We start from the raw sequence: 22,442 nt of genomic DNA on the forward strand, positions 1-22,442 counted from the left end.
GCCCCGGTGCGCCCCCGGCGCCGGCCCGCCCCCCGTCCGCCCGGGACAGGCCCTAGGGTGACCCCATGACCACCGCGTCGGACCCCTCGTACCCGGCCCACTGGGAAGCGGACGTCGTGCTGCGCGACGGCGGCACCGCCCGGATCCGGCCCATCACCACCGAGGACGCGGACCGCCTGGTCAGCTTCTACGAGCAGGTCTCGGACGAGTCGAAGTACTACCGGTTCTTCGCCCCCCACCCCCGCCTGTCCGCCAAGGACGTGCACCGCTTCACCCACCACGACTACGTGGACCGGGTCGGCCTCGCGGCCACGGTCGGCGGCGAGTTCATCGCGACCGTCCGCTTCGACCGGATCGGCTCCGACGGCCGCCCCGCCTCCGGGCCCGCCGACGAGGCCGAGGTCGCCTTCCTCGTCCAGGACGCCCACCAGGGCCGCGGCGTCGCCTCGGCGCTCCTCGAACACATCGGCGCGGTCGCGCGCGAACGCGGGATCCGCCGCTTCGCCGCCGAGGTGCTGCCCGCCAACGTCAAGATGATCAAGGTCTTCAAAGAGGTCGGCTACGAGCAGAAGCGATCCTTCGAGGACGGCTCGGTCCACCTCACCCTCGACCTCGAACCGACCGCGGAGTCGCTCGCGGTCCAGCGCGCCCGCGAGCAGCGCGCCGAGGCCCGCTCCGTGCAGCGCCTCCTCGCCCCCCGCTCCGTCGCCGTCGTCGGCGCCAGCCGCACCGGTACCGGCGTGGGCGCCGCCGCCCTGCGCAACCTCCGCGACAGCGGCTTCGACGGACCGCTCTACGCGATCAACCGGGCGGTGACCTCCGACACCCTGCTCGGCGTACGGGCGCACCGCACCCTCGGCGCCATCGGCGAGCCCGTCGACCTCGCGGTGCTGGCGGTCCCCGCCGAGCAGGTCCCGGAAGCGGTCGCGGACTGCGGCGAGCACGGGGTGCAGGGACTGGTGGTGCTCTCCGCGGGCTACGGCGAGAGCGGGCCCGTGGGGCTGGAGCGCCAGCGCGAACTGGTGCGCCAGGCGCGCACCTACGGCATGCGGATCGTCGGCCCCAACGCCTTCGGCGTGATCAACACCGCGCCGGACGTCCGGCTCAACGCCTCGCTGGCCCCCGCGCCGACCCCCGAGGTCGGCCGGATCGGCCTGTTCACCCAGTCCGGAGCCATCGGCATCGCCCTCCTCGCCGGGCTGCTGCGGCGCGGCGAGAGCCTGTCCTCCTTCGTCTCGGCGGGCAACCGGGCGGACGTCTCGGGCAACGACATCCTCCAGTACTGGTACGACGACCCGGCCACCGACGTCGCCCTGATGTACCTCGAGACCCTCGGCAACCCGCGCAAGTTCACCCGCATCGCCCGGCGCACGGCGGCCGTGAAGCCGGTGGTCGTGGCCAGGGGCGGCCGCCACAGCGGGGTCACCCCGGCGGGCCACGCGGTCCCCGGCACCCGGCTGCCCGACGCCACCGTCTCGGCGCTGCTGCGCCAGGCCGGGGTGATCCGGGTGGACACGGTGACCGAGCTGGTGGACGTGGGCCTGCTGCTCGGGTCGCAGCCGCTGCCGGGCGGGCCGCGGGTGGCGATCCTCGGGAACTCCGAATCGTTGGGCGTCCTGACGTACGACGCCTGCCTGACCGAGGGGCTGCGGCCGTGGCCCCAGCTGGACCTCACGACGGAGGCGACCCCGGAGGACTTCCGGGTGGCGCTGGTGACGGCCTTGGCCGCCGACGCGAACGACGCGGTGATCGTCACCGCGATCCCGGCCGTCGGGCGCCAGGACCTGACGGACGGGCTCGCGGTGGCGATCCGGGAGGCGGTGCGGGAGGTTCCGGGCAAGCCGGTGGCCGTGGTGCACGTGGAGCTGGGGGCGTTGGCGGAGGCGTTGTCCGCGGCCACGAGCCTGCGGCCGGCTTCCCCGACCGTCGTCCGCTCAAGCGCCGCGGGGGCTGAGCCCTTCGCCTCGAACGCCGGCGGGGCTGGGTTCGGCGCGGGCGGGGCTGAGCCCTCCGCCTCAAACGCCGGCGGGGCTGGATTCGTGGTCCCGGGAGCCGGTTCGTCGGGCAGGGGGCGGGTGCCGGCTTATCCCGCCGCCGAGCGGGCGGTGCGGGCGCTCGCCGAGGCCGTCCGCTACGCGCACTGGCGCCGGGACACCGCCGACCCCGGCCGCGTGCCCGAGTTCGACGACATCGACGAGACCGGCGCCGCCGACCAGCTGGCCGACCTCCTCGCCAAGACCACGGGCGACGCCGCGCTGACCCTGCCCGACGACGCGGCCCGGGAGCTGCTCGCCCGCTACGGGATCCGCGTACGGCCCACCCTCCCCGCACCCACCCCCGACGCCGCCGCGGCCGCCGCCCGCGCGCTCGGCTACCCCGTGGTGCTCAAGACCACCGCCCCGCACCTGCGCCACCGTGCCGACCTGGGCGGCGTACGGCTGGACCTGACCACCGAGGCCGAGCTGCGCCGGTCCTACGACGAGCTGACCGAGGCCCTCGGCAGCCCCGCCGAGCTGCTGCCGGTCGTCCAGGCCATGGCGCCGCGCGGGGTGGACACGGTCGTCCGGGCCGTCGTCGACCCCGGCGCGGGCGCCGTCCTCTCCTTCGGGCTGGCCGGGGTCGCCTCCGAACTCCTCGGCGACACCGCCCACCGCCTGGTCCCCGCGACCGACCGGGACGCCGCCGAGCTGATCCGGTCGATCCGGACCGCCCCGCTCCTCTTCGGCTGGCGCGGCAGCGACCCCGTGGACACCGCGGCGCTCGAAGAACTGCTGCTGAGGCTGTCCCGGCTGGTCGACGACCACCCCGAGGTGGTCGGGGTCTTCCTGGAACCGGTCGTGGTCGCCACCGAGGGCCTCTCCGTCCTCAGCGCCACCCTCCGCATCGCCCGTCCCCCCGCCCGCACGGACCTCGGGCCGCGCACCCTTCCCAGTTACTAGGCCCCGGTCGGCCAGTGGACCCGCCCGGGCAGGCCGAGGTGCCCCGTACGGGCCTTAGGATGGACCTCATGGCGAAATCCGGTACGACGACCCAGGGGCTGCGCGCGGCGATCGAGCGCAGCGGCTACTACCCGGCCCTCGTGGCCGAGGCGGTGGAGGCCGCCGTGGGCGGCGAGCCGATCTCGTCGTACCTGGTCCACCAGGAGACCACCTTCGACTCCAACGAGGTCCGTCGGCACGTCACCGTCCTCGTCCTGACCGGCAACCGGTTCATCGTGAGCCACACCGACGAGCAGGCCGCCGACGCCGGGTCCCCGTCCCCGTACGCGACCACCTCGACCGAGTCGGTCAAGGTCGCCGGGATCTCCTCCGTGGTGCTCAGCCGCGTCGTCGCCAACCCGGAGTCCTACACCCCGGGCACGCTGCCCCGCGAGGTCGTCCTGACCATCGGGTGGGGTGCGGTCTCCCGGATCGACCTGGAGCCCGCCGCCTGCGGCGACCCCAACTGCGACTCCGACCACGGCTACACCGGCAATTCCACCGCCGACGACCTCAGCCTGCGGGTCAGCGAAGCGGGTGACGGCCCCGAGGCCGTGCGCCAGACCCTCGCCTTCGCGCAGGCGCTCAGCGAGGCCACCGCGGCCACGACCACCCAGGCCGCCCGCTGATGACGTACTCCGCACAGCAGAACTGGCAGGAGCCGGAGCTGCTGGACCTCTCCGGCGCGCCCGTTCCGCAGTACGGCAGCGGTTCGCTCGCCGATCTGCTGCCGACCCTGGCCGCCGGCCAGGGGGTGCCCGGGCTCACCGCGGGGATCGCCGAGCTGACCCCCGCCGACCGCAACTGCGTGTTCCTGATCGACGGGCTCGGCTGGGAGCAGATCAAGGCCCACCCCGCCGAGGCCCCTTTCCTGACCTCGCTCCTCGGCAGCTCGCGCGGCGGCACCGGCCGCCCGATCACCGCGGGCTTCCCGGCGACCACCGCGACCTCGCTGGCCTCCGTCGGCACCGGGCTGCCGCCCGCCGTGCACGGCCTGCCGGGCTACGCCGTGCGCAACCCGGCGACCGGCGAGCTGATGAACCAGCTGCGCTGGAAGCCCTGGACCCAGCCGAAGACCTGGCAGCCGTACCCGACCGTCTTCCAGCTGGCCGACGCCGCCGGGGTCGCCACCTCGCAGGTGTCCTCCCCGGACTTCCAGCACACCCCGCTCACCAAGATCGCGCTGAGCGGCGGCAGCTTCCACGGCCGGATCACCGGCGAGGACCGGATGGACCTCGCGGCCCTGCGGCTGGCCGCCGGCGACCGCTCGCTCGTCTACACGTACTACAGCGAACTGGACGGCGCCGGGCACCGCTTCGGGGTCGACTCCGACGCCTGGCGCGGCCAGCTGATGTACGTCGACCGGCTCGTCCAGCGCCTGGCCGAGCAGCTCCCGCCGCGCTCCGCGCTCTACGTCACCGCCGACCACGGGATGGTCGACATCCCCTTCGACGAGGACGCGCGCATCGACTACGACGAGGACTGGGAGCTGGGCGCGGGCGTGGCCCTGCTCGGCGGCGAGGGCCGGGCCCGGCACGTGTACGCCGTTCCGGGCGCGCAGGCCGACGTGCTGACCGTGTGGCGCGAGGTGCTCGGCGACCGGTTCTGGATCGCGAGCCGCGAGGAGGCGCTGGAGCTGGGCTGGTTCGGCGCTCCCGGATCCTGCGACGAGCGGGTGCTCGGGCGGATCGGGGACGTCGTCGCCGCGGCGCACGCGCAGGTCGCCATCACCGCGTCCCGGACCGAGCCGAACGAGTCCGCACTCGCGGGCATGCACGGTTCGATGACCGCGGCCGAGCAGCTCGTCCCGCTGCTCGAAGTGCGTACGCCCTAGCGGCCCCGGCCCTCCGGGCCACCGCGCCACGGCTCCCGCCCGCCCTCCCGTCTTCCCGATCTCGAAAGGTCCCGTACTTCGCATGCCCGAGCTGGCTTTTTTCTCCGGAACCATGGACTGCGGGAAGAGCACGCTGGCGCTCCAGATCGGGCACAACCGTTCGGCCCGGGGGCTCCAGGGCGTGATCTTCACGCGCGACGACCGCGCGGGCGAGGGCAAGCTGTCCTCCCGCCTCGGGCTGGTGACGGCGGCGGTCGAGGCCTCCGAGGGCATGGACCTGTACGCCTACGTGGTCGCCCGCCTCTCCAAGGGCGGCAAGGCGGACTACGTGATCGTGGACGAGGCCCAGTTCCTGGCGCCGGAGCAGATCGACCAGCTGGCCCGGATCGTCGACGACCTCGACATGGACGTCTTCGCCTTCGGCATCACCACGGACTTCCGGACCAAGCTCTTCCCCGGCTCGCAGCGGCTCATCGAGCTGGCGGACCGCGTCGAGCAGCTCCAGGTGGAGGCCCTGTGCTGGTGCGGGGCGCGCGCCACGCACAACGCCCGCACGGTCGCCGGTGAGATGGTGGTCGAAGGGGCCCAGGTCGTCGTCGGGGACGTGAACCGCCCGGCCGGGGAGATCGGCTACGAGGTCCTCTGCCGCCGCCACCACCGGCGCCGCATGACGAGCGCCGCGGCCCAGGTCGGCGCGCTCTCCCCGGACGTCCTCCCGGTGCCCCAGCCCTGACCTGTCGGTCCTGACGCTTCCGCCGTGCCGCGAGACGTCCGGTCCCGCGGAGCAGGCGCGGCGGTGGAGGGCGCTCGCGGCCGACCTATCATGCGGTGATCATCACGGCATGGGGGGCGACGCGTGAGCGCGTACACGGGCGGGAACGGTTACGGCGGCAGAGCCGGGGGCGGCCGGGGCGGGGGCGACGGGCGGCGGCGGGGGTGCGTCGGCTTCCTGCTGCTTCCCTTCCACCTCGCGGGGCGGGTCCACCGGCCCACGCGACCCGACCGGCTCGTGGACCCCGCCATCGAGCGGGCCCAGATAGCCCGTTCGCTCATCGGGCTGTTCGCCACCTTCTGGCTGCTCTGGTCCTACCCGGTCAAGGGTTCGGCCAAGGGCCTGTTGGAGGACCGGCTGGTCGAACTGGTCATCAGCACCGGCCTGTTGCTGGTGCTCGCCCCGCTCATGATCGGTGCGTTCGTGTTCTCGGCGCGGCCGCCCGGCCCGGCCTTCTACCGGCGCAGGCTGCGCGGGCCGCTGATCTCGCTGGGCGTACTCCTCGCCAGCGCCCTGGCGTTCTGGGCCGGAGTGCTCCAACAGGGCCTGACGAACACGATGTTCGGGGCCGGTGCGCTCGGCATGCTGCTGGCCCCGATCCTCGGGTTCGTCGCGCTCTTCTCCTTCCCCTTCACGCTCGCGTCGGCCGCGCTCGCCGTGCACCACGCCTTCCGCACGGCCGACGTCCACGAGGTGCTGCCGCCGCTGATCTCCCCCGTCCTGGTGTGGGGGCTGGCGATCGTACAGGTCTTCGAGGACGGGCCCGTCGACGCCCCGGTCCCGGTCCGGATCCTCTTCCTGCTCGGGCCGCCGCTGTCGGTGACCGCGCTGTCCGGCTGGGAGTTGCGCCGCCTGCGGGTGCGGTACGGGATCACCCTGCGCGCGGCCCTGGGACGGACCGCGCCCGGGGTCAGCCCGCGGACGCGCCCCGCCGGACGAGGCTGAAGACCGCGCCCTCCGGGTCCGCCACCAGCGCGAGTCGGCCGAGCGGGGCGTCGTGCGGGGCGTCGAGCACCCGGCCGCCCAGCTCCACGACCCGCGCCGTGGCCGCGTCGGGGTCGGCGACCTCGAAGAAGGTCATCCAGTGCGCGCCGCGCTCGTGGGGCAGCGCACGGCCGACGCCGTGCACCGAGGCGACCGGCCGTCCGTGCAGGTGCAGGGTCAGGCGGTCGAGGTCGGGCTCGTCCGCCGCCTCGCCGTCGTGCCCGAACACCGTCTCGTAGAACTTGCCGACGGTCAGCGTCTCCTGCGTGATCAGCTCGTTCCACATCGGCGTACCGGGGCCACCGGCCGTACCGGCGCCCATGTGGCCCTCGGCCTGCCAGATGCCGAAGATCGCGCCCGCCGGGTCCGAGCAGATCGCGACCCGTCCGGCGGCGCCCGCGTCGAGCGGCCCGACCGCGACGGTGCCGCCACAGGCGCGGATGGCCTCCGCCGTCGCGTCGGCGTCGTCCGTGGCGAGGTACGTCGTCCAGGCCACCGGGAGCTGACGGTCCGGCGGCATCTCGCCCATGCCCGCCACCTCGTGGCCGTCCAGCAGCGCCCGGACGTACGGTCCGAGCTGAGCCGGACCCGGGGCGTACTCCCAGCCGAACAGGTCGGCGTAGAAGTCCTCGGTGGTTCCGAGGCTGTGCACCATCAGGCTCACCCAGCACGGTGTGCCGGGAGTGCGCCGCGTCGCTCCCGCTGCCTCGGTCATGTCAGGTTTCTCCTCCGTCGTACCGCGCCCCGTCTCGGGGCTGATGTTTCCACCCGCGGCACGCTCGCGCGCCCCGACCGGGCCGCTTTTCCGGGTGCTGCGACAGAGATGACCGAAACACCACGGCCCGTCGATGTCCGGCTTGTTACGTGGGCCGACCGGGTGGGGAGGAGGATGGCCCGCATGACTGTGAAGCCCGTGAACTCCGCGATCCTCTCCGCGTCCGCATTGATGGCCGAACTGGCGGGGGGCCGGCCGCCGGTCCTCCTCGACGTGCGGTGGCAGCTCGGTGGCCCCCGGCTGCGCGACGCCTACGCGTCCGTGCACCTGACCGGTGCGGTGTACGTCGATCTCGATCAAGAACTCGCAGGTCCCGCGGGGTCGGGCGGGCGGCACCCGCTTCCGGATCCGGAGGCCTTCGGAGCGGTGATGCGGCGGGCCGGGGTCTCGGCCGGGACGCCGGTGGTCGTGTACGACGGGGGTCAGGGCTGGGCCGCCGCCCGTGCGTGGTGGCTGTTGCGCTGGACGGGTCACGGGGACGTCCGGGTCCTGGACGGGGGACTGGGCGCGTGGACGGCGGCCGGGGGTGCGGTGACGGCCGAGGAGTCGGCGCCGATCGAGGGTGATTTCAAGCCAAACCCGGGTGCGGAGGGCGGGCCGGGGCTGCTGGACGCCGACGGGGCGGCGGCGTTGGCCAGGGCCGGAGTGCTGCTGGATGCGCGGGCGGGGGAGCGCTACCGGGGTGACGTCGAGCCGATCGACCGGGTCGGGGGGCACATTCCGGGGGCGCTGTCGGCGCCGACCTCCGAGAACGTGGGGGCGGACGGGCTGTTCCTGGCGGCGGACGCGTTGCGGGCGCGGTTCGCGGGGTTGGGTGCGGCCGAGGAGGGGGTGGCGGTCGGCGTCTACTGCGGGTCGGGGGTGTCCGGGGCGCACGAGGTGCTGGCGCTGGAGGTGGCGGGGATCGGGGCCGCGCTGTACGCGGGCAGCTGGTCGCAGTGGTCCGCCGACCCGGCCCGCCCGGTGGCCACGGGCCCGACCCCCCAGTAGCCCCCGACAGGACGCTCCCGGTCCCCGCCTCGATCGCCGCCGCGGCCCGGTCGGGTGCGCCCGCGTTGTGCGCGGGGGTGCCTCCGACGGCGCCTCAAGCGCCGGCGGGGCTTGATTGGGTGCGCCTGCGCCGTGTGCGGGGTGCCGCCGGTGGGGCTTGGACGGGGACTGCCCGGTCAAGCCCCACCGGCGGTGGGGGCGGGGTTACTCCTGCTTCTTGCGGCGGGTGCCGAAGACGATTTCGTCCCAGCTCGGGACGGCGGCGCGGCGGCCGGGGCGGACGCCGTCGGCCTCCGCCTGACGGTCCGTCGTGCCCGTCAGCCGGTCCCGGTGTCCCGCCACGGTCCGCGGCATCAGGACATCCGCGTACGCGGCCCCCGCACCCGTGCTCGCCGAGGCGGCGGGCGGTTGCTCCGCCACCGGCTCGTCCGGCTCCGGCGGCTCGACGGCGGAGGGACGCTCCGGGACGACCAGGTCGCCCCGGAAGCTCGGCACCGCCTCCAACAGACTGGTGAGCGAGTCCCGCTCCTCCTCCGGCTCCGGCGGGGGCGGCGGCGCGGGCCGCTCCAGCTGCCGGTCCAGCGCGCGGTCCAGCGGCCGGTCCCGCGGCAGCCGCGCGATCCTCGGCACGAAGGGGAAGCTCGGCTCCGGCGTCGCCGGCAGGTCGTCCGACTCGCCGATCAGGGAGCGGGCCTCGTCGTCCACGGCCACGACCAGGCGGCGCGGGGGATCGTAGCTCCAGCTCGCGGAGTGCGGTTCGGCCGCGACCCGGTAGACCAGCAGGACCTCCCAGGTGCCGTCGTCGCGGCGCCAGGAGTCCCACTGGACGGAATCCTTGTCGGCCCCGCGCAGCGTCAGCCGCTCCTGCACGGCCTCGCCGAGCTGGGGTCCGGTGTTCTCGCCGGGACGTCGCACGGGGGTCTTCCGGGCCCGCTCGGCCATGAACGCGCGCTCCGCGAGCACGGGGCCCTCGAAGCGGCGCACCCGGTCGACCGGGATGCCCGCGAGTTGAGCGACCTCCTCCGCGGAGGCACCGGCTCGTATCCGGGCCTGGATGTCGCGGGGGCGGAGGTGGCTCTCCACCTCGATCTCGATCTGGTTCAGGCGCGCGCGGTCGTTGCGCACGGCTGCCCGCAGCCGCTCATCGATCGGAAGGGTGTACTCCGTGCTGTCCGCAGCTTTGAGCACCAGTCGTGTGCCGTCATTGGAGACGGCCACGACACGCAGTTCGGGCATGGGGACCTCCCGGGTGGTGCCTGCCGACGTCACGTGCGTCGCTGCTTCCGCTAGTCGAGTGTGGCCTGCCCGGGTGCAGCCTGCCACAACCTTGCCGAGTTCATCCGGCGTGTCGGGCATGCGCCCTTGATCGCCGTCATGGCACGGTTACCTGTTGGCCACACACAGTGACCGGTCAGTCACTCTGCGCATCAGGAATCCGTGAGATTCCGTGGCATTGCCGGTTTCGAGCGCCGATTCTGCACCAGCCGGCCCCCTCTCCCGAGTCCGGACATCCGAAAGGAAGGACGGCCCCAGGGCTCGCCACAGTACTCCATTCGGGCCATGCGGGTGGACCGCCGCGCCGCCGAACTTGTCCAGGGCGGGGGCAGTTGAAAGGCCGTACTTCCGTACGTGCCTGGACCTCCGTCCGTTTTCAGGTGTCTTGCTTCACAGAATCACCAGAAATGGAACTATCCGTTTCGCTCGGGTGTCAGTAACTGCTGGAAGCACCGAAACGGACGGGGTCCGGGCACGCAGAGGATGGGGATGGGTCACAAGACGACGCGGGGCATGGAGACGCTGGAGTCGATCGGGGGTGTGGAGCCACCGGAGAAGAAGAAGCTGGATCTGAGCGCGGCTCAGGTCGCGGGTTCCTCCCTGGCCACCGTCGCGGCCGCGGTCCTCGCGTCGAAGCTCGGCGTCTACGGGACGATCCTGGGCGCCGGTGTGGTCAGCGTGGTCGCCACCGCGGGCGGCCCGGTGATCGGCCATCTCTTCCGGCGCACCGGCGACCAGTTGCGCGAGAGCGCCCGGCCCAAGGCCCGCCAGGTGCCCGTCCTGGACGGCGACGCCTACGGCGGGGCGGGCGACGCCCGGGTGCCCGGCGGAGCCGAAGGGGACGGGGCGGGCGACGCCACCACCGTCCTGCCCGCGGCCGGGCCGCCGACCACCGCGATGCCCACGGTCCTCGTGCCCGCGGCCGGTCTGCCGCAGGGGCCGCCGGACGAGGAGTTCAGCCGGGCCACCACCCACGGCACCCGGTTCCGCGGCTGGAAGTCCACGGCGGTCGCCGCGGCCACCGTCTTCGCGATCTCGATGGGCGGCATCGTCGCGTTCGAGACCCTCTCGGGCGAGCAGCTGGGCAAGGCCCCCCTCTCCAGCGTCGTCACCGGCAACAGCACCGAAACCGGCGGCGAGAAGGAGCTCCCCCGGCCCCCGGGGCACACCGGGGGCCCCACGCACGGCGGTGAGCGCGGGCACGACGGGACTCCCGGGACCGGGAGTTCACCGAGCCCGTCCCGGTCCCACGGCGGGCCGGGTCCGAGCCCCGACCCGAGCCCCTCGCACTCCGGCGGCCCGTCGCCGAGCCCCGACCCCTCGCGGTCCAAGGACCCGACGCCGACGCCGGCGCCCTCCAAGTCCACGCCGAGCCCGGAGAAGTCCACGCCGCGGGGCGGCGCGGACGGGGCGAACCCCTCCTGACCCCGGGTCAGTCGCCCAGGACCCGCCGCAGGTAGTCGTTGGCGAACACCCGCTCCGGGTCCAGCCGGTCCCGGAGCGCGGTGAACTCCCCGAAGCGCGGGTAGAGCCGCGAGAAGTACTCCGCGTCCCGGGTGTGCACCTTGCCCCAGTGCGGACGCCCGCCGTGCGCCGTGAAGATCTGCTCGGCCGCGGTGAAGTAGGCGTGGTAGGGCGTGCCCTTGTACATGTGCACCGCGATGTACGCGCTGTCGCGGCCCGAGGCGGTCGACAGGGGTATGTCGTCCGCCGGGGCCGTGCGGACCTCCACCGGGAAGCTGATCCGCAGACCGGAGCGGTCGACCATCGCCTTCAGCTCCCGCAGCGCCTCCACGACGCGCTCGCGCGGAAGGGCGTACTCCATCTCGACGAAGCGCACCCGGCGCGGGCTCGTGTACACCTTGTACGGGATGTCCGTGTAGGTGCGCGCCGACAGGGCGCGGCTGGCGATCCGGGCGATGCCGGGGATGGCCGCGGGGACCGCGCGGCCCAGGGAGTTGACGACCTGGAAGATCCCGTTGGAGAGCAGCTCGTCCTCGACCCAGGCGCTGACCGCGCCGGGCGGGGCGGCGGGGCCCTGGCTGCGGTTGTTGCGCTTGGTGTTGCAGTTGCCGGTGTGCGGGAACCAGTAGAACTCGAAGTGCTCGTTCTCCGCGAAGTGCTGCTCGAACTCGGAGGTCACCCGGTCGAAGGGCATCGGTTCCTCGCGGGCCGTCAGGAAGAACAGCGGCTCCACGGCGAAGGTGAGCGAGGTGACGACGCCCAGCGCGCCGATGCCGAGCCGGGCGGCCGCGAAGACCTCCGGATTCTCCTTCTCCGAACAGACCAGCAGCCTTCCGTCGGCCGTGACCAGCTCCAGGGCGCGGATCTGCGCGGACAGCGAGGCGGAGTCCCGGCCGGTGCCGTGGGTGCCGGTGCCGGTCGCCCCGGAGACGGTCTGCTCCATGATGTCGCCCATGTTGGTGAGCGAGAGGCCCTCCCGCGCCAGGGCGAGGTTGAGGTCCTTGAGGGCCGTGCCGGCCGCCACCGTGACCGTCCCGGCGGCCCGGTCGATCGCCCGGATCCCGGTCAGGGCCTGCGGGCGGATCAGGACGCCGTCGGTGGCGGCGGCCGAGGTGAAGGAGTGGCCGGTGCCGACCGCCTTCACCCGCAGCCCGTCCGAGGCGGCCCGGCGGACCGCCTCCTGGAGCTCCCCGACCGAGGTCGGGGTCACGACACGGGCGGGCGTCGCGCTGACGTTGCCCGCCCAGTTACGCCACGCTGCGGTCGGTGCCGTGCTGCTGCTGCCCGGCCCGCTCTTGCCGGTCAGCGCCGTCGGTGTGTCCGCCATCGCTAGAGGGCTCCTCCCCTTGCGCCGGCCTCGTCAGCCGGCGGTAACCCGCGAACGCCACCGCCGCCGCGGCGCCCCCCGCCGCGATGGAGACGACGTAGCCGCTGCGCGCCCCGGAGGCGTCGATGACCCAGCCGGCCACGGAGGAGCCGACCGCGACACCGACCGCGAGCCCGGTGCTGATCCAGGTCATCCCCTCGGTCAGCTTCGCGCGCGGTACGTGCGCCTCGATCAGGGCCATCGTGGTGATCATCGTGGGAGCGATGGCGAGACCCGAAACGAAGAGCGCCACGGCCAGAAACGGAAGGTTCCCGGCCAGTAGGAGGGGGATCATACTCACGGCCATCGCACAAATGCCCAGCACCCACCTGCGTTCGGCCCTGCCCTTGAGGTGCAGCAGGCCGAAGGCGATGCCCGCGAGGCAGGATCCGAGCGCCCAGACGGCCAGGATCACGCTGGCGAGGGGCTTGTGCCCCCGCTCGTCCGCGAAGGCCAGGGTGGCCACGTCGATCGAACCGAAGATCGCCCCCGTCGCGACGAAGGTGCCCATCAGCACCTGGAGCCCGGGGGAGCGCAGGGCGGAGGTCCGGTCGGCGTGCTCGTCGTGCGGGTGCGGCTCGGGCTCGGTGGCGCGCTGGGCCGTCAGCCACCACACGCCCACCAGCAGGCAGACCGCGGCGAGCAGCGGGCCCGCCTCCGGGAACCAGGTGGTGGACAGGCCGATGGCGATGATCGGGCCGAAGATGAAGCAGATCTCGTCGACGACGGACTCGAAGGAGTAGGCCGTGTGCAGGCTCGGGGTGTCCCGGTAGATCGCCGTCCAGCGGGCGCGGATCATCGAACCCACGCTCGGCACGCAGCCCGCGAGGGCGGAGAAGACGAAGAGGGTCCAGTCCGGCCAGCCGTTCGCGGCGGCCAGCAGCAGCCCGGTCACGGCGAGGACGGCGAAGAGGGTGGCGGGGCGCAGCACCCGGCGCTGGCCGTGCCGGTCGACCAGTTTGGAGACCTGGGGTCCGACCGCGGCGGCGGAGAGGGCGAGGGTGCCGGTGAGCGCGCTGGCGAGCCCGTACCGCCCGGTTATCTCGGAGATCATCGTGAGGATGCCGACGCCCACCATGGACAGCGGCATCCTGCCTATGAAGCCGGCGGCGCTGAACCGCTTGCTGCCGGGGGCGGCGAAGATCGCGCGGTAGGGACTGGGCAAGGAGCCCTCCGTAAGGGACGTCGGTGGCCCATACAGGTTACGACCGTCGGTGCGGTACCCGCAGGGGGAATCAAAAGGGACAACTTAGGCTGACCTTACCTGCGCGCCGGGGCGGGTTCGACGGGCGAGGTCGTTTCCCGGGCGCCGAGGGCGGGTGGCAGGATTCGAGGCATGTCAGACCAGCACCCCGCCGCCGCCCGCCCCACCGACGCCGGGCCCGCGCCCGCCGGCCCCGCCGCGCCCTACGACGCCCTGCTGCTGCTGTCCTTCGGCGGCCCGGAGGGCCCGGACGACGTGGTGCCCTTCCTGGAGAACGTCACCCGTGGCCGCGGCATCCCGCGCGAGCGGCTCAAAGAGGTCGGCAAGCACTACTTCGGCTTCGGCGGCGTCAGCCCGATCAACGGGCAGAACCGCGAGCTGCTGGACGCGCTGCGCAAGGACTTCGCCGAGCACGGCCTGGACCTGCCGGTCTACTGGGGCAACCGGAACTGGGCTCCGTACCTGGACGACGTGATGCGCGAGATCGCCGTCGACGGGCGCCGCCGCGTCGCGGTGCTCGCCACCAGCGCGTACGCCTCGTACTCCGGGTGCCGGCAGTACCGCGAGAACCTCGCCGACGCGCTCGCCAAGGTCGAGTCGGAGGGCCTGGAGCGGCCCCGGGTGGACAAGCTGCGGCACTACTTCAACCACCCGGGCTTCGTGCAGCCCATGATCGACGGGGTGCTCGCCGCGCTGGAGTCGCTGCCGCCGCAGGTCCGCGCGGGCGCCCACCTGGCCTTCACCACGCACTCCATCCCGGACTCCGCCGCCGATGCCTCGGGCCCCGTCGCGGACCACACCGAGGACGGCGAGGGCGGCGCGTACGTCAAGCAGCACCTGGACGTCGCCCGGGTGATCGCGGACGCGGTCCGGGCCGGGACCGGGGTCGAGCGGCCCTGGCGGCTCGTCTACCAGTCGCGCAGCGGCGCCCCGCACACGCCCTGGCTGGAACCGGACATCTGCGACCACCTGGAGGCCCTCCACGGGGCCGGCGCCCCCGCGGTGGTGATGGTGCCCATCGGCTTCGTCTCCGACCACATGGAGGTCCTGTACGACCTCGACACGGAGGCCACCGCCAAGGCGGCGGAGCTGGGACTCCCGGTGGCCCGTTCGGCCACGGTCGGCGCCGATCCGCGCTTCGCGGCCGCCGTGCGCGAGCTGCTGCTGGAGCGGGCCGCGGGAGAGCGGGGCGAGCCGGTGGAGCGCTGCGCGCTCGGACTGCTCGGACCGAGCCACGACCTGTGCGCGGTGGGCTGCTGCCCGGCGCGCGCGCCCCGGCCCGCGGCCGCGGGCGCCGACAGTCCGTACGCGGACGCGTGAGGAGCCCGCTGTGACCGCTGCGACCCCCGGCACCCCCGGTGACCCCGCACCCGACCTCGACGAACTGCTGGAGCTGGCCCTGGAGGCCGCCCGGCGCGCCGGCGCGCTCCTCAAGGACGGCCGCCCGGCCGACCTGGCGGTGGCCGCGACCAAGTCCAGCCCGATCGACGTCGTCACCGAGATGGACATCGCGGCGGAGAAGCTGATCACCGGTCTCCTCGCGGAGCGCCGGCCCGCTGACGGGATCCTCGGCGAAGAGGGCGCGGACACGCCCGGCACCAGCGGGGTCCGGTGGGTCGTGGACCCGCTGGACGGGACCGTGAACTACCTCTACGGCCTGCCCAGCTGGGGCGTCTCGATCGCCGCCGAGTACCGGGGCGAGACGGTCGTGGGCGTGGTGGCGGCGCCGATGCGGGGCGAGACCTACCACGCGGTGCGGGGCGGCGGGGCCTGGACGGGCGGCGCCCGGCTGTCGTGCCGGTCGGCCGCGCCGCTGGACCAGGCCCTGGTGGCGACCGGGTTCGCGTACGTCCAGACGCGGCGCGCGCACCAGGCGGAGGTGGCCCGGCAGATCGTGCCGCAGGTCCGGGACATCCGGCGGGGCGGGTCGGCCGCGCTCGACCTCTGCGACGTCGCCGCGGGGCGGCTCGACGCCTACTACGAGCGCGGGCTGAACCCCTGGGACCTGGCGGCGGGGGACCTGATCGCCCGCGAGGCGGGGGCCCTGACGGGCGGCCGCCCGGGGCAGCGGGCGTCCGGGGAGCTGGTCGTGGCCGGATCGCCGGCCGTGTTCGCCTCGCTCCAGCCGCTGCTCGACGCGGCGGGGGCGTGGCACGACTGAGCCCCGCCGAGCGAACCCCACCGGTCGCACCCGTCGGCTGAACGCCGTCCGGCCCCGGCGCGGAGCGCGCCGGGGCCGGACGGGACGGTCGGAGGGGGTGCGGGTCGGGGGCCGGGGCGGAGCCCCGGGCCGGTGGGCCGGTGGGTCGGTCAGGCGGCGGAGACGGAGACCTGTACCTGCACGCCGTGCTCGGCGGCGAGGCGCTGGAGGTCCTCCAGCTCGGCCTGCTCGACCTCCGCGAGGAAGTCGTCGCCCGCCTCGCGGGCCTGCCTGAGGTCCGTCTGCGTGCTCCTGATGCGCTGCAGGAGACCCGCGGTGAATGCGTCCATGGGATGCGCCCCTTCTACGTGGGTCGGCGGCGGCGAGCACGAAGCGCGCCACTGGCATGGAGTGATCGGGGTGTGCTGACGTCCTCCCCGGCACCCTGGGCGCAGAAACCTCGTGAGGGCGGGGAATCCCCGGGCACCCCCCGCCGGAGCGGCTCAGGGGCGCCTTACAGCCGGTTTACGGCTGAAAGGGGCAGGATGGACGACGCAACACACGTGTGCCCTGAAGGGCTCGGAGGAAGGAAACGACGTGCGCGTACTCGTCGTCGAGGACGAGCAGCTGCTCGCCGATGCGGTGGCCACCGGACTGCGCCGCGAGGCCATGGCGGTGGACGTCGTGTACGACGGCGCGGCCGCCCTCGAGCGCGTCGGGGTGAACGACTACGACGTCGTGGTGCTGGACCGGGACCTCCCGCTCGTGCACGGCGACGACGTCTGCCGCAAGATCGTCGAGCTGGGCATGCCCACCCGGGTGCTCATGCTGACCGCCTCGGGCGATGTCAGCGACCGGGTCGAGGGCCTGGAACTGGGCGCCGACGACTACCTGCCCAAGCCGTTCGCGTTCACGGAGCTGACCGCCCGGGTGCGCGCGCTGGGTCGGCGTACGACCGTGGCCCTGCCGCCCGTCCTGGAGCGGGCCGGCATCAAGCTGGACCCGAACCGCCGCGAGGTCTTCCGCGACGGCAAGGAGGTGCAGCTGGCGCCGAAGGAGTTCGCGGTGCTGGAGGTCCTGATGCGCAGCGAGGGCACCGTGGTGTCCGCGGAGCAGCTGCTGGAGAAGGCCTGGGACGAGAACACCGACCCCTTCACCAACGTCGTGCGGGTGACCGTCATGACGCTGCGCCGCAAGCTCGGCGAGCCGCCGGTCATCGTGACCGTACCGGGCTCCGGATACCGGATCTGATGAGGATGGCCTCGTCTCCGGCGCCGCCATCGGCGCCACCGAAACCGACCTGGGACCCCGGCCAGCCCGAGGGTCCCTTCCCTTGGCTCAGGCCGACGATCCGCATACGCCTCACGCTGCTCTACGGCGGCATGTTCCTGATCGCGGGCATCCTGCTGCTGTCGATCATCTACCTGCTGGCCGCCCAGGCCCTGCGGGAGGGCAACAACCTCCCGTTCAAGATCGTGGGCGGGACCAAGGTGGAGGTCTCCAGCAGCACGTGCGCGGGCGTGCAGTCGATCGAGCAGTCGCTCGACCGCTTCAACCAGGTGATCACCGAGTGCGTCAACGTCCAGCGCAAGCACGCGCTGGACGACCTGCTCAGCCGTTCGCTGATGGCCCTGCTGGGCCTCAGCATCATCGCCTTCGCCTTCGGCTACGCGATGGCCGGCCGGGTGCTGTCGCCGCTCGGCAAGATCACCCGGACCGCGCGGCGCGTGGTCGGCTCGGACCTGACCCGGCGGATCGAGCTCGACGGGCCCGACGACGAGCTGAAGGAGCTGGCCGACACCTTCGACGAGATGCTCGACCGGTTGGAGCGGGCGTTCACCGCCCAGCAGCGCTTCGTCGCCAACGCCTCGCACGAGCTGAGGACCCCGCTCGCGATCAACCGGACCCTGCTGGAGGTGCACCTCTCCGATCCGGGGGCGCCGGTGGAGCTCCAACAGCTCGGCAGGACGCTGCTGGCCACCAACGAGCGCAGCGAGCAGCTCGTCGAGGGCCTGCTGCTGCTCGCCCGCAGCGACAACCAGATCATCGAGCGCAAGCCGGTGGACCTCGCCGAGGTCGCTTCCCGGGCCCTGGACCAGGCGCGCGTCGAGGCGGCGGGCAAGGGCGTGGAGATCCGCGGCGAGCGCGCGCTGGCGGTCGTACAGGGCAACGGCGTGCTCCTGGAGCGGATCGCCCTCAACCTGGTGCAGAACGCCGTCCGGTACAACGTGCCGGAGGGCGGCTGGGTCGAGGTCACCACCGAGGTGCAGCACGGCCAGGCGGTGCTCCTGGTATCGAACACGGGTCCCGTGGTTCCCGCGTACGAGATCGACAACCTCTTCGAGCCGTTCCGGCGGCTGCGCACCGAGCGGACGGGCAGCGACAAGGGGGTCGGACTCGGCCTTTCCATCGCGCGTTCGGTCGCGCGGGCGCACGGCGGCCGCATCCACGCGGAGCCGCGCGAGGGCGGTGGCCTCGTGATGCGTGTCACTTTGCCGATCTGAGACTTCATGCCCGTGTTCGCTCTTGGCTGAATGAAAGAGCGGCCACGGGGGTGGATTCTGTGTGATCGATCACAGTGGCGAGTGGGGGTCCCTGTACGTTCGGTGACCCCTGGGGCGGCCGGAAAGCCCGGGAAGTCCGGGTTTCCGGCCCCCCTGATGGCGGGAAATACACGGGGTGGCGCTCGTGCAAGGCGACCCCCGGACCGTGTACGGTCCCGGTCGTCATCCCAGCTGAACGCCGCCCATGGCGAGCAGCTGGGTGTCGATTGAGTAACAGACCTTGATGTGAGGCAAAATCTCCGCCTCAGGTCGGGCACAAGTCCGGCCTCTCGCGCGTTACGTGCGCTGAGACACCGCTAAATCCCAGAGGGGGAGAGCGAAAAATGGCAACGGACTACGACACCCCACGCAAGACGGACGACGACGTCGACAACGACAGCATCGAAGAGCTGAAGGCTCGTCGTAACGAGAAGTCGTCCTCGACCGTCGACGTCGACGACTTCGACGCCGCGGAGGGCATGGAGCTCCCCGGTGCGGACCTCTCCAACGAGGAGCTGGCCGTCCGGGTCCTACCCAAGCAGGCCGACGAGTTCACGTGCACCAACTGCTTCCTGGTGCACCACCGCAGCCAGCTGGCGCGGGAGAAGAACGGCCAGCCGATCTGTCGCGACTGCGACTAGGAGCGTCGGCCGTGACGGGCTCGACGCCTTTTCGCAGGCTCCGCCTGCGAAAACAGCATGATGATCCGGTGGAAACGCACGAGGGGGCCACGGACCCGGCAACGGGTCCCGAAGCGCCCGGCGTGCCCGCCTTGCCCTCCGGGGCCGGAGGACTTGAGCCCTCGGCCACGGAGGCTGCCGAAGAGCCGCGGCGAGCCGCTACGGCCCGTCGGCTGCACGCCGTCAAGAACGGGGTGCGCAAGGGCGGTGAGGGAGTCAGGGCCGCGGCCCTCTTCATCACCGACCGGATCATCGAGAACGCCCCGCGCGTTCCGGTACGGGACCTCGCGACACTGCGCGCGCAGTTCCCGGACCTGGGTCCCGATCAGCTTGCCGACAAGCTGATCGCGGGCGCCGCCAACGCCAGCTCGACCGTCGGCGCGGGGATCGGTGCGGCGGCGATGCTGCCCGTGCCGCCCGCCATGCCGGCGGAACTGGCCGCGGAGATCACCGGCGTCGCGGCGATCGAGTTCAAACTGATCGCCGAGCTCCACGAGGTCTACGGCCTGCGGCCGCCCGGCACGCTGAAAGAGCGCAGCCTCGGCTACCTCACGGCGTGGACGGAGGAGCGGGGCGTGGACCTCTCCCGGCCCACCACGCTCAATGCCGCCCTCGGCGGCCAGATGAAACGCGAGCTGCGCCAGCAGATCATGAAGCGGATGGTGCGGAACCTGCCGAACCTCATGCCCTTCATGGTCGGCGCGGCCGTCGGCGCGGTGATGAACCGCCGCGACACCCGCAAACTCGCCGAGAAGGTCCGCAGCGACCTGCGCAGCCGTGCCGTGCCCTGGAGCGCGCTCGCACAGCTGCCGCCCCTGGAGCAGCCCCTCCAGCCCCTTCCCGAGGCCACCAGGGCCGCCCTCGAGGGTCCCGGAGAACGCCCGCACGGCTGAGGCGCGCGGGACCACCGTGATCCGTGTGCCGGTCGAGGCGACCCGGTGGGTCGCCGGCCGGCCCCCGCGAGCTAGGCGCGGGCCGCCCGCAGGGCCGCCGCCAGTGCTTCCGGCTCCCGCGTCGAGACGTACACGTACGGCGTCGGGTCCGTGGGGTCGGTGACCTCCACGCGGACAGCCGTCGGCACGTAGCTGCGCATCAACATGAAGGCGCGGTCGTCGGCCTTGTGCGTGCGCCAGGCAATTGCCTCGTCGGCGTCCAGCACCTCGGGTTCCCCCAGGGCCGAGACCGGGATCCGCGCGTCCCCGATGCTCAGCGCGCCGTTCACCACGCGCACGCGGGCGGACCCGTACGAGCTCACCCACGCCCCGGCCAGCGCCGTCCCGCCGACCAGCCCCGCCAGCAGCGGCAGGGTGCCCAGCGGCAGCAACATCAGCGCGCACGACAGACCCAGCAATACGGAGATGGCCCACCAGGCGCGGGGGGCGGTCAGTCGTTCGTCGTGGTGCGCGGGGGAGAGCTGCATGCCTCCAAGCTTGGCACGGGGCGACCCGTGGCCGGTGGCGCGGGTAAGGTCTGCGCCTGTGAGTGGACGAAACACAGCGTTGACGCCTCCCGCCGATGCCACGGCGCCGGTGCGGCACCCCGATGCCCCGGCACCCGGCGAGCTCCTCGGTGCGCACTACGAGCACTGTTTCGGCTGTGGCGAAGGGCAGCCGCACGGGCTGCACCTGGCGGCCAGGGCCGGCGAGGGCGTGCGGGTCACCGCCGAGTTCACCGTCAAGCCCGCGCACCAGGGCGCCCCGGGCCTGGCCCACGGCGGCGTGCTCGCCACGGCGCTCGACGAGACCCTCGGCTCCCTGAACTGGCTGCTGCGCGTGATCGCGGTGACCGGGCGGCTGGAGACCGACTTCGTGCGGCCCGTGCCCGTGGACACCGTGCTGTACCTGGAGGCCGAGGTCACGGCCGTCGCGGGACGGAAGATCTACTCCACGGCCGTCGGTCGGATAGGCGGCCCGCAGGGTCCGGTCGCGGTCCGTGCCGAGGCCCTGTTCATCGAGGTCAAGGTCGACCACTTCATCGACAACGGACGACCCGAGGAGATCCGGGCGGCGATGGCCGACCCGGACCAGGCCAAGCGCGCCCGCGCCTTCGAGGTGAACCCCTGATGTCCCAGAACTCCTTCGCACCCGTCGACGTGCTGATCCGCCGCGTCGACCCCGAGGTGCCGCTGCCCGCCTACGGCCACCCCGGTGACGCGGGCTGCGACCTCGTCACCACGCGGGCCGCGGAACTGGCTCCCGGCGAGCGGGCCGTGCTGCCCACCGGCGTGTCCATCGCGCTGCCCGACGGCTACGCCGCCTTCGTGCACCCGCGCTCCGGGCTGGCCGCACGCTGCGGGCTCGCCCTCGTGAATGCCCCGGGGACGGTGGATGCCGGGTACCGTGGGGAAATCAAGGTGATCGTGGTCAATCTCGACCCGCGCGAGAGCGTACGGTTCGAGCGTTTCGACCGCATTGCCCAGCTGGTTGTCCAGCGGGTCGAGAGGGTGCGCTTCCACGAGGTGGCGGAACTTCCCGGCTCGGCGCGGGCCGAGGGGGGTTTCGGCTCCACCGGTGGTCATGCGGCCGTGGCCGGAACCGGCGCTGGTCAGCAGGGTGGGAATGGCTACGCTTCGGTCGTAACCGACCGGGAAGGACAGTGACGTGTTCGGACGTCGCAAGAAGAACGACTCCGTCAATGACGGGAGCGCGGCCGAGCAGGTCGACGGCATCGAGGCCGAGGGCCAGGACGTCGCCGACGACTCCGCCGCGAGCGAGCCGCGCAGGCTGAACCTGCCGCCGGCCCCGCGTCCGGACGGCCCCTGGGACGACTCCGAGGTCTCGGCTCCCGCCGAGGGCCGGGTCGACCTCGGCGGCATCCTCGTACCGGGTGTCGAGGGCATGGAACTGCGCGTCGAGGTCGCCGGGGACGCGATCGTCGCCGCGACCGTCGTGCTGCACGACAGCGCGGTGCAGCTGCAGGCCTTCGCGGCGCCCAAGAAGGAAGGCATCTGGGGCGAGGTCCGCGAGGAGATCGGCGCGGGCATCACCGCCCAGGGCGGCATCATCGACGAGGTCCAGGGTCCGCTGGGCTGGGAGCTGCGCGCGCAGGTCCCGGTTCCGCTGCCGGACGGCCAGACCGGCGCCCAGCTGGTGCGCTTCGTCGGCGTCGACGGTCCGCGCTGGTTCCTGCGCGGTGTGATTTCCGGCCAGGGCGCGGTGCGCCCCGAGGCCGCCGGGGTGCTGGAGCAGATCTTCCGCGACACCGTCGTGGTGCGCGGCGAGGGCCCGATGGCCCCGCGCGACCCGATCGTCCTGAAGCTGCCGAACGACGCCCAGATGGTGCCGGACGGCGTGCAGACGGAGGAGCAGGAGGGCTCGCGCTTCTCCGGCGGCATGGGCCAGCTGGAGCGCGGACCGGAGATCACCGAGGTCCGCTGAGCAGTCGGCAGACGCGTTCACGGCCGTGGGCGGGGCCCCCCCCCGCGGGGGGGCCCCCCC

22 protein-coding genes are annotated in these 22,442 nt (G+C 73.2%); 16 read left to right on the forward strand and 6 right to left on the reverse strand.

Going from position 1 to position 22,442, the window contains the following annotated elements; genetic code table 11:
* Positions 1 to 65 precede the first annotated feature (65 nt).
* The 5 genes from ACFWAR_RS18280 to ACFWAR_RS18300 all read left to right on the forward strand — a co-directional run bounded on the left by ACFWAR_RS18280 (position 66) and on the right by ACFWAR_RS18300 (position 6,529).
* Positions 66 to 2,939: a GNAT family N-acetyltransferase gene (locus ACFWAR_RS18280; RefSeq protein WP_385778260.1), complete on the forward strand. Its 2,874-nt coding sequence runs from the start codon at positions 66 to 68 to the stop codon at positions 2,937 to 2,939.
* A gap of 59 nt (positions 2,940 to 2,998) precedes the next feature.
* On the forward strand, positions 2,999 to 3,607 hold the full coding sequence (locus ACFWAR_RS18285; protein WP_354381428.1) for a DUF5998 family protein: 609 nt from the start codon (positions 2,999 to 3,001) through the stop codon (positions 3,605 to 3,607).
* Positions 3,607 to 4,812, forward strand: coding sequence for an alkaline phosphatase family protein (locus ACFWAR_RS18290; protein ID WP_385778263.1), 1,206 nt, complete (start codon positions 3,607 to 3,609; stop codon positions 4,810 to 4,812). Before ACFWAR_RS18285 ends, ACFWAR_RS18290 begins: the two co-directional genes overlap by 1 nt.
* An 82-nt stretch (positions 4,813 to 4,894) precedes the next feature.
* A complete protein-coding gene (locus ACFWAR_RS18295; RefSeq protein ID WP_385778265.1) occupies positions 4,895 to 5,545 on the forward strand; it encodes a thymidine kinase in 651 nt (216 codons plus the stop codon).
* Positions 5,546 to 5,668: 123 nt separating this feature from the next.
* Complete coding sequence (locus ACFWAR_RS18300) at positions 5,669 to 6,529, forward strand: hypothetical protein (RefSeq protein WP_385778267.1); 861 nt, start codon at positions 5,669 to 5,671, stop codon at positions 6,527 to 6,529.
* On the opposite strand, the gene ACFWAR_RS18305 is transcribed toward ACFWAR_RS18300, so the two are convergent.
* Positions 6,495 to 7,283: a VOC family protein gene (locus ACFWAR_RS18305; protein WP_385778269.1), complete on the reverse strand. Its 789-nt coding sequence runs from the start codon at positions 7,281 to 7,283 to the stop codon at positions 6,495 to 6,497. The two genes, ACFWAR_RS18300 and ACFWAR_RS18305, sit on opposite strands and share 35 nt — an antisense overlap.
* A 183-nt stretch (positions 7,284 to 7,466) precedes the next feature.
* Between ACFWAR_RS18305 and ACFWAR_RS18310 the strand changes: the two genes are divergently transcribed.
* On the forward strand, positions 7,467 to 8,333 hold the full coding sequence (locus tag ACFWAR_RS18310) for a sulfurtransferase (RefSeq protein ID WP_385778271.1): 867 nt from the start codon (positions 7,467 to 7,469) through the stop codon (positions 8,331 to 8,333).
* A gap of 204 nt (positions 8,334 to 8,537) precedes the next feature.
* Here the strand turns inward: ACFWAR_RS18310 and sepH are convergent, their stop codons facing one another.
* Complete coding sequence (sepH, locus tag ACFWAR_RS18315) at positions 8,538 to 9,569, reverse strand: septation protein SepH (RefSeq protein WP_385778273.1); 1,032 nt, start codon at positions 9,567 to 9,569, stop codon at positions 8,538 to 8,540.
* A 528-nt stretch (positions 9,570 to 10,097) separates the two neighbouring features.
* On the opposite strand from sepH, the gene ACFWAR_RS18320 reads away from it, so the two are divergent.
* Entirely contained in the window at positions 10,098 to 11,033 is a 936-nt protein-coding gene (locus tag ACFWAR_RS18320; protein WP_385778275.1) for a hypothetical protein, read from the forward strand.
* A gap of 7 nt (positions 11,034 to 11,040) precedes the next feature.
* Here ACFWAR_RS18320 and ACFWAR_RS18325 read toward each other — a convergent pair whose 3' ends face one another.
* Together ACFWAR_RS18325 and ACFWAR_RS18330 are read right to left on the reverse strand one after the other, a co-directional pair.
* The gene (locus ACFWAR_RS18325; RefSeq protein WP_385778277.1) at positions 11,041 to 12,399 is read right to left on the reverse strand and encodes a D-arabinono-1,4-lactone oxidase; all 1,359 of its coding nucleotides are present in this window, start codon (positions 12,397 to 12,399) and stop codon (positions 11,041 to 11,043) included.
* The gene (locus ACFWAR_RS18330; protein ID WP_385778279.1) at positions 12,320 to 13,603 is read right to left on the reverse strand and encodes an MFS transporter; all 1,284 of its coding nucleotides are present in this window, start codon (positions 13,601 to 13,603) and stop codon (positions 12,320 to 12,322) included. Before ACFWAR_RS18330 ends, ACFWAR_RS18325 begins: the two co-directional genes overlap by 80 nt.
* 171 nt (positions 13,604 to 13,774) lie before the next feature.
* On the opposite strand from ACFWAR_RS18330, the gene ACFWAR_RS18335 reads away from it, so the two are divergent.
* A complete protein-coding gene (locus tag ACFWAR_RS18335; protein WP_385778281.1) occupies positions 13,775 to 14,962 on the forward strand; it encodes a ferrochelatase in 1,188 nt (395 codons plus the stop codon).
* 10 nt (positions 14,963 to 14,972) lie between these two features.
* On the forward strand, positions 14,973 to 15,803 hold the full coding sequence (locus ACFWAR_RS18340) for an inositol monophosphatase family protein (RefSeq protein ID WP_385778283.1): 831 nt from the start codon (positions 14,973 to 14,975) through the stop codon (positions 15,801 to 15,803).
* A gap of 149 nt (positions 15,804 to 15,952) precedes the next feature.
* Here ACFWAR_RS18340 and ACFWAR_RS18345 read toward each other — a convergent pair whose 3' ends face one another.
* Positions 15,953 to 16,132 (reverse strand): hypothetical protein, encoded by a 180-nt coding sequence (locus ACFWAR_RS18345; RefSeq protein WP_385778285.1) that lies wholly within the window; start codon positions 16,130 to 16,132, stop codon positions 15,953 to 15,955.
* A 247-nt stretch (positions 16,133 to 16,379) separates the two neighbouring features.
* Here ACFWAR_RS18345 and ACFWAR_RS18350 point away from each other — a divergent pair, with 247 nt between their 5' ends.
* The 4 genes from ACFWAR_RS18350 to ACFWAR_RS18365 all read left to right on the forward strand — a co-directional run bounded on the left by ACFWAR_RS18350 (position 16,380) and on the right by ACFWAR_RS18365 (position 19,898).
* The gene (locus ACFWAR_RS18350; protein ID WP_283449645.1) at positions 16,380 to 17,033 is read left to right on the forward strand and encodes a response regulator transcription factor; all 654 of its coding nucleotides are present in this window, start codon (positions 16,380 to 16,382) and stop codon (positions 17,031 to 17,033) included.
* A 5-nt stretch (positions 17,034 to 17,038) separates the two neighbouring features.
* Positions 17,039 to 18,286, forward strand: coding sequence for a sensor histidine kinase (locus tag ACFWAR_RS18355; RefSeq protein WP_385778288.1), 1,248 nt, complete (start codon positions 17,039 to 17,041; stop codon positions 18,284 to 18,286).
* A gap of 383 nt (positions 18,287 to 18,669) precedes the next feature.
* Positions 18,670 to 18,966: a DUF4193 domain-containing protein gene (locus ACFWAR_RS18360; RefSeq protein WP_283449648.1), complete on the forward strand. Its 297-nt coding sequence runs from the start codon at positions 18,670 to 18,672 to the stop codon at positions 18,964 to 18,966.
* Positions 18,967 to 18,977: 11 nt separating this feature from the next.
* Entirely contained in the window at positions 18,978 to 19,898 is a 921-nt protein-coding gene (locus ACFWAR_RS18365; protein WP_385778290.1) for a hypothetical protein, read from the forward strand.
* Between the two features lie 71 nt (positions 19,899 to 19,969).
* Here ACFWAR_RS18365 and ACFWAR_RS18370 read toward each other — a convergent pair whose 3' ends face one another.
* Entirely contained in the window at positions 19,970 to 20,425 is a 456-nt protein-coding gene (locus ACFWAR_RS18370) for a DUF3093 domain-containing protein (protein WP_385778292.1), read from the reverse strand.
* A gap of 58 nt (positions 20,426 to 20,483) precedes the next feature.
* Here ACFWAR_RS18370 and ACFWAR_RS18375 point away from each other — a divergent pair, with 58 nt between their 5' ends.
* The 3 genes from ACFWAR_RS18375 to ACFWAR_RS18385 are packed head-to-tail and all read left to right on the forward strand — an operon-like array spanning position 20,484 to position 22,382.
* Positions 20,484 to 21,068: a PaaI family thioesterase gene (locus ACFWAR_RS18375; protein WP_385778294.1), complete on the forward strand. Its 585-nt coding sequence runs from the start codon at positions 20,484 to 20,486 to the stop codon at positions 21,066 to 21,068.
* Positions 21,068 to 21,604 (forward strand): dUTP diphosphatase, encoded by a 537-nt coding sequence (gene dut / locus ACFWAR_RS18380; RefSeq protein WP_385778296.1) that lies wholly within the window; start codon positions 21,068 to 21,070, stop codon positions 21,602 to 21,604. The genes ACFWAR_RS18375 and dut overlap by 1 nt, the downstream gene beginning before the upstream one ends.
* Position 21,605: 1 nt before the next feature.
* Entirely contained in the window at positions 21,606 to 22,382 is a 777-nt protein-coding gene (locus tag ACFWAR_RS18385) for a DUF3710 domain-containing protein (protein WP_385778298.1), read from the forward strand.
* Positions 22,383 to 22,442 lie beyond the last annotated feature (60 nt).

Source organism: Streptomyces sp. NPDC059917 (assembly GCF_042730635.1).
GTDB lineage: Bacteria > Actinomycetota > Actinomycetes > Streptomycetales > Streptomycetaceae > Streptomyces.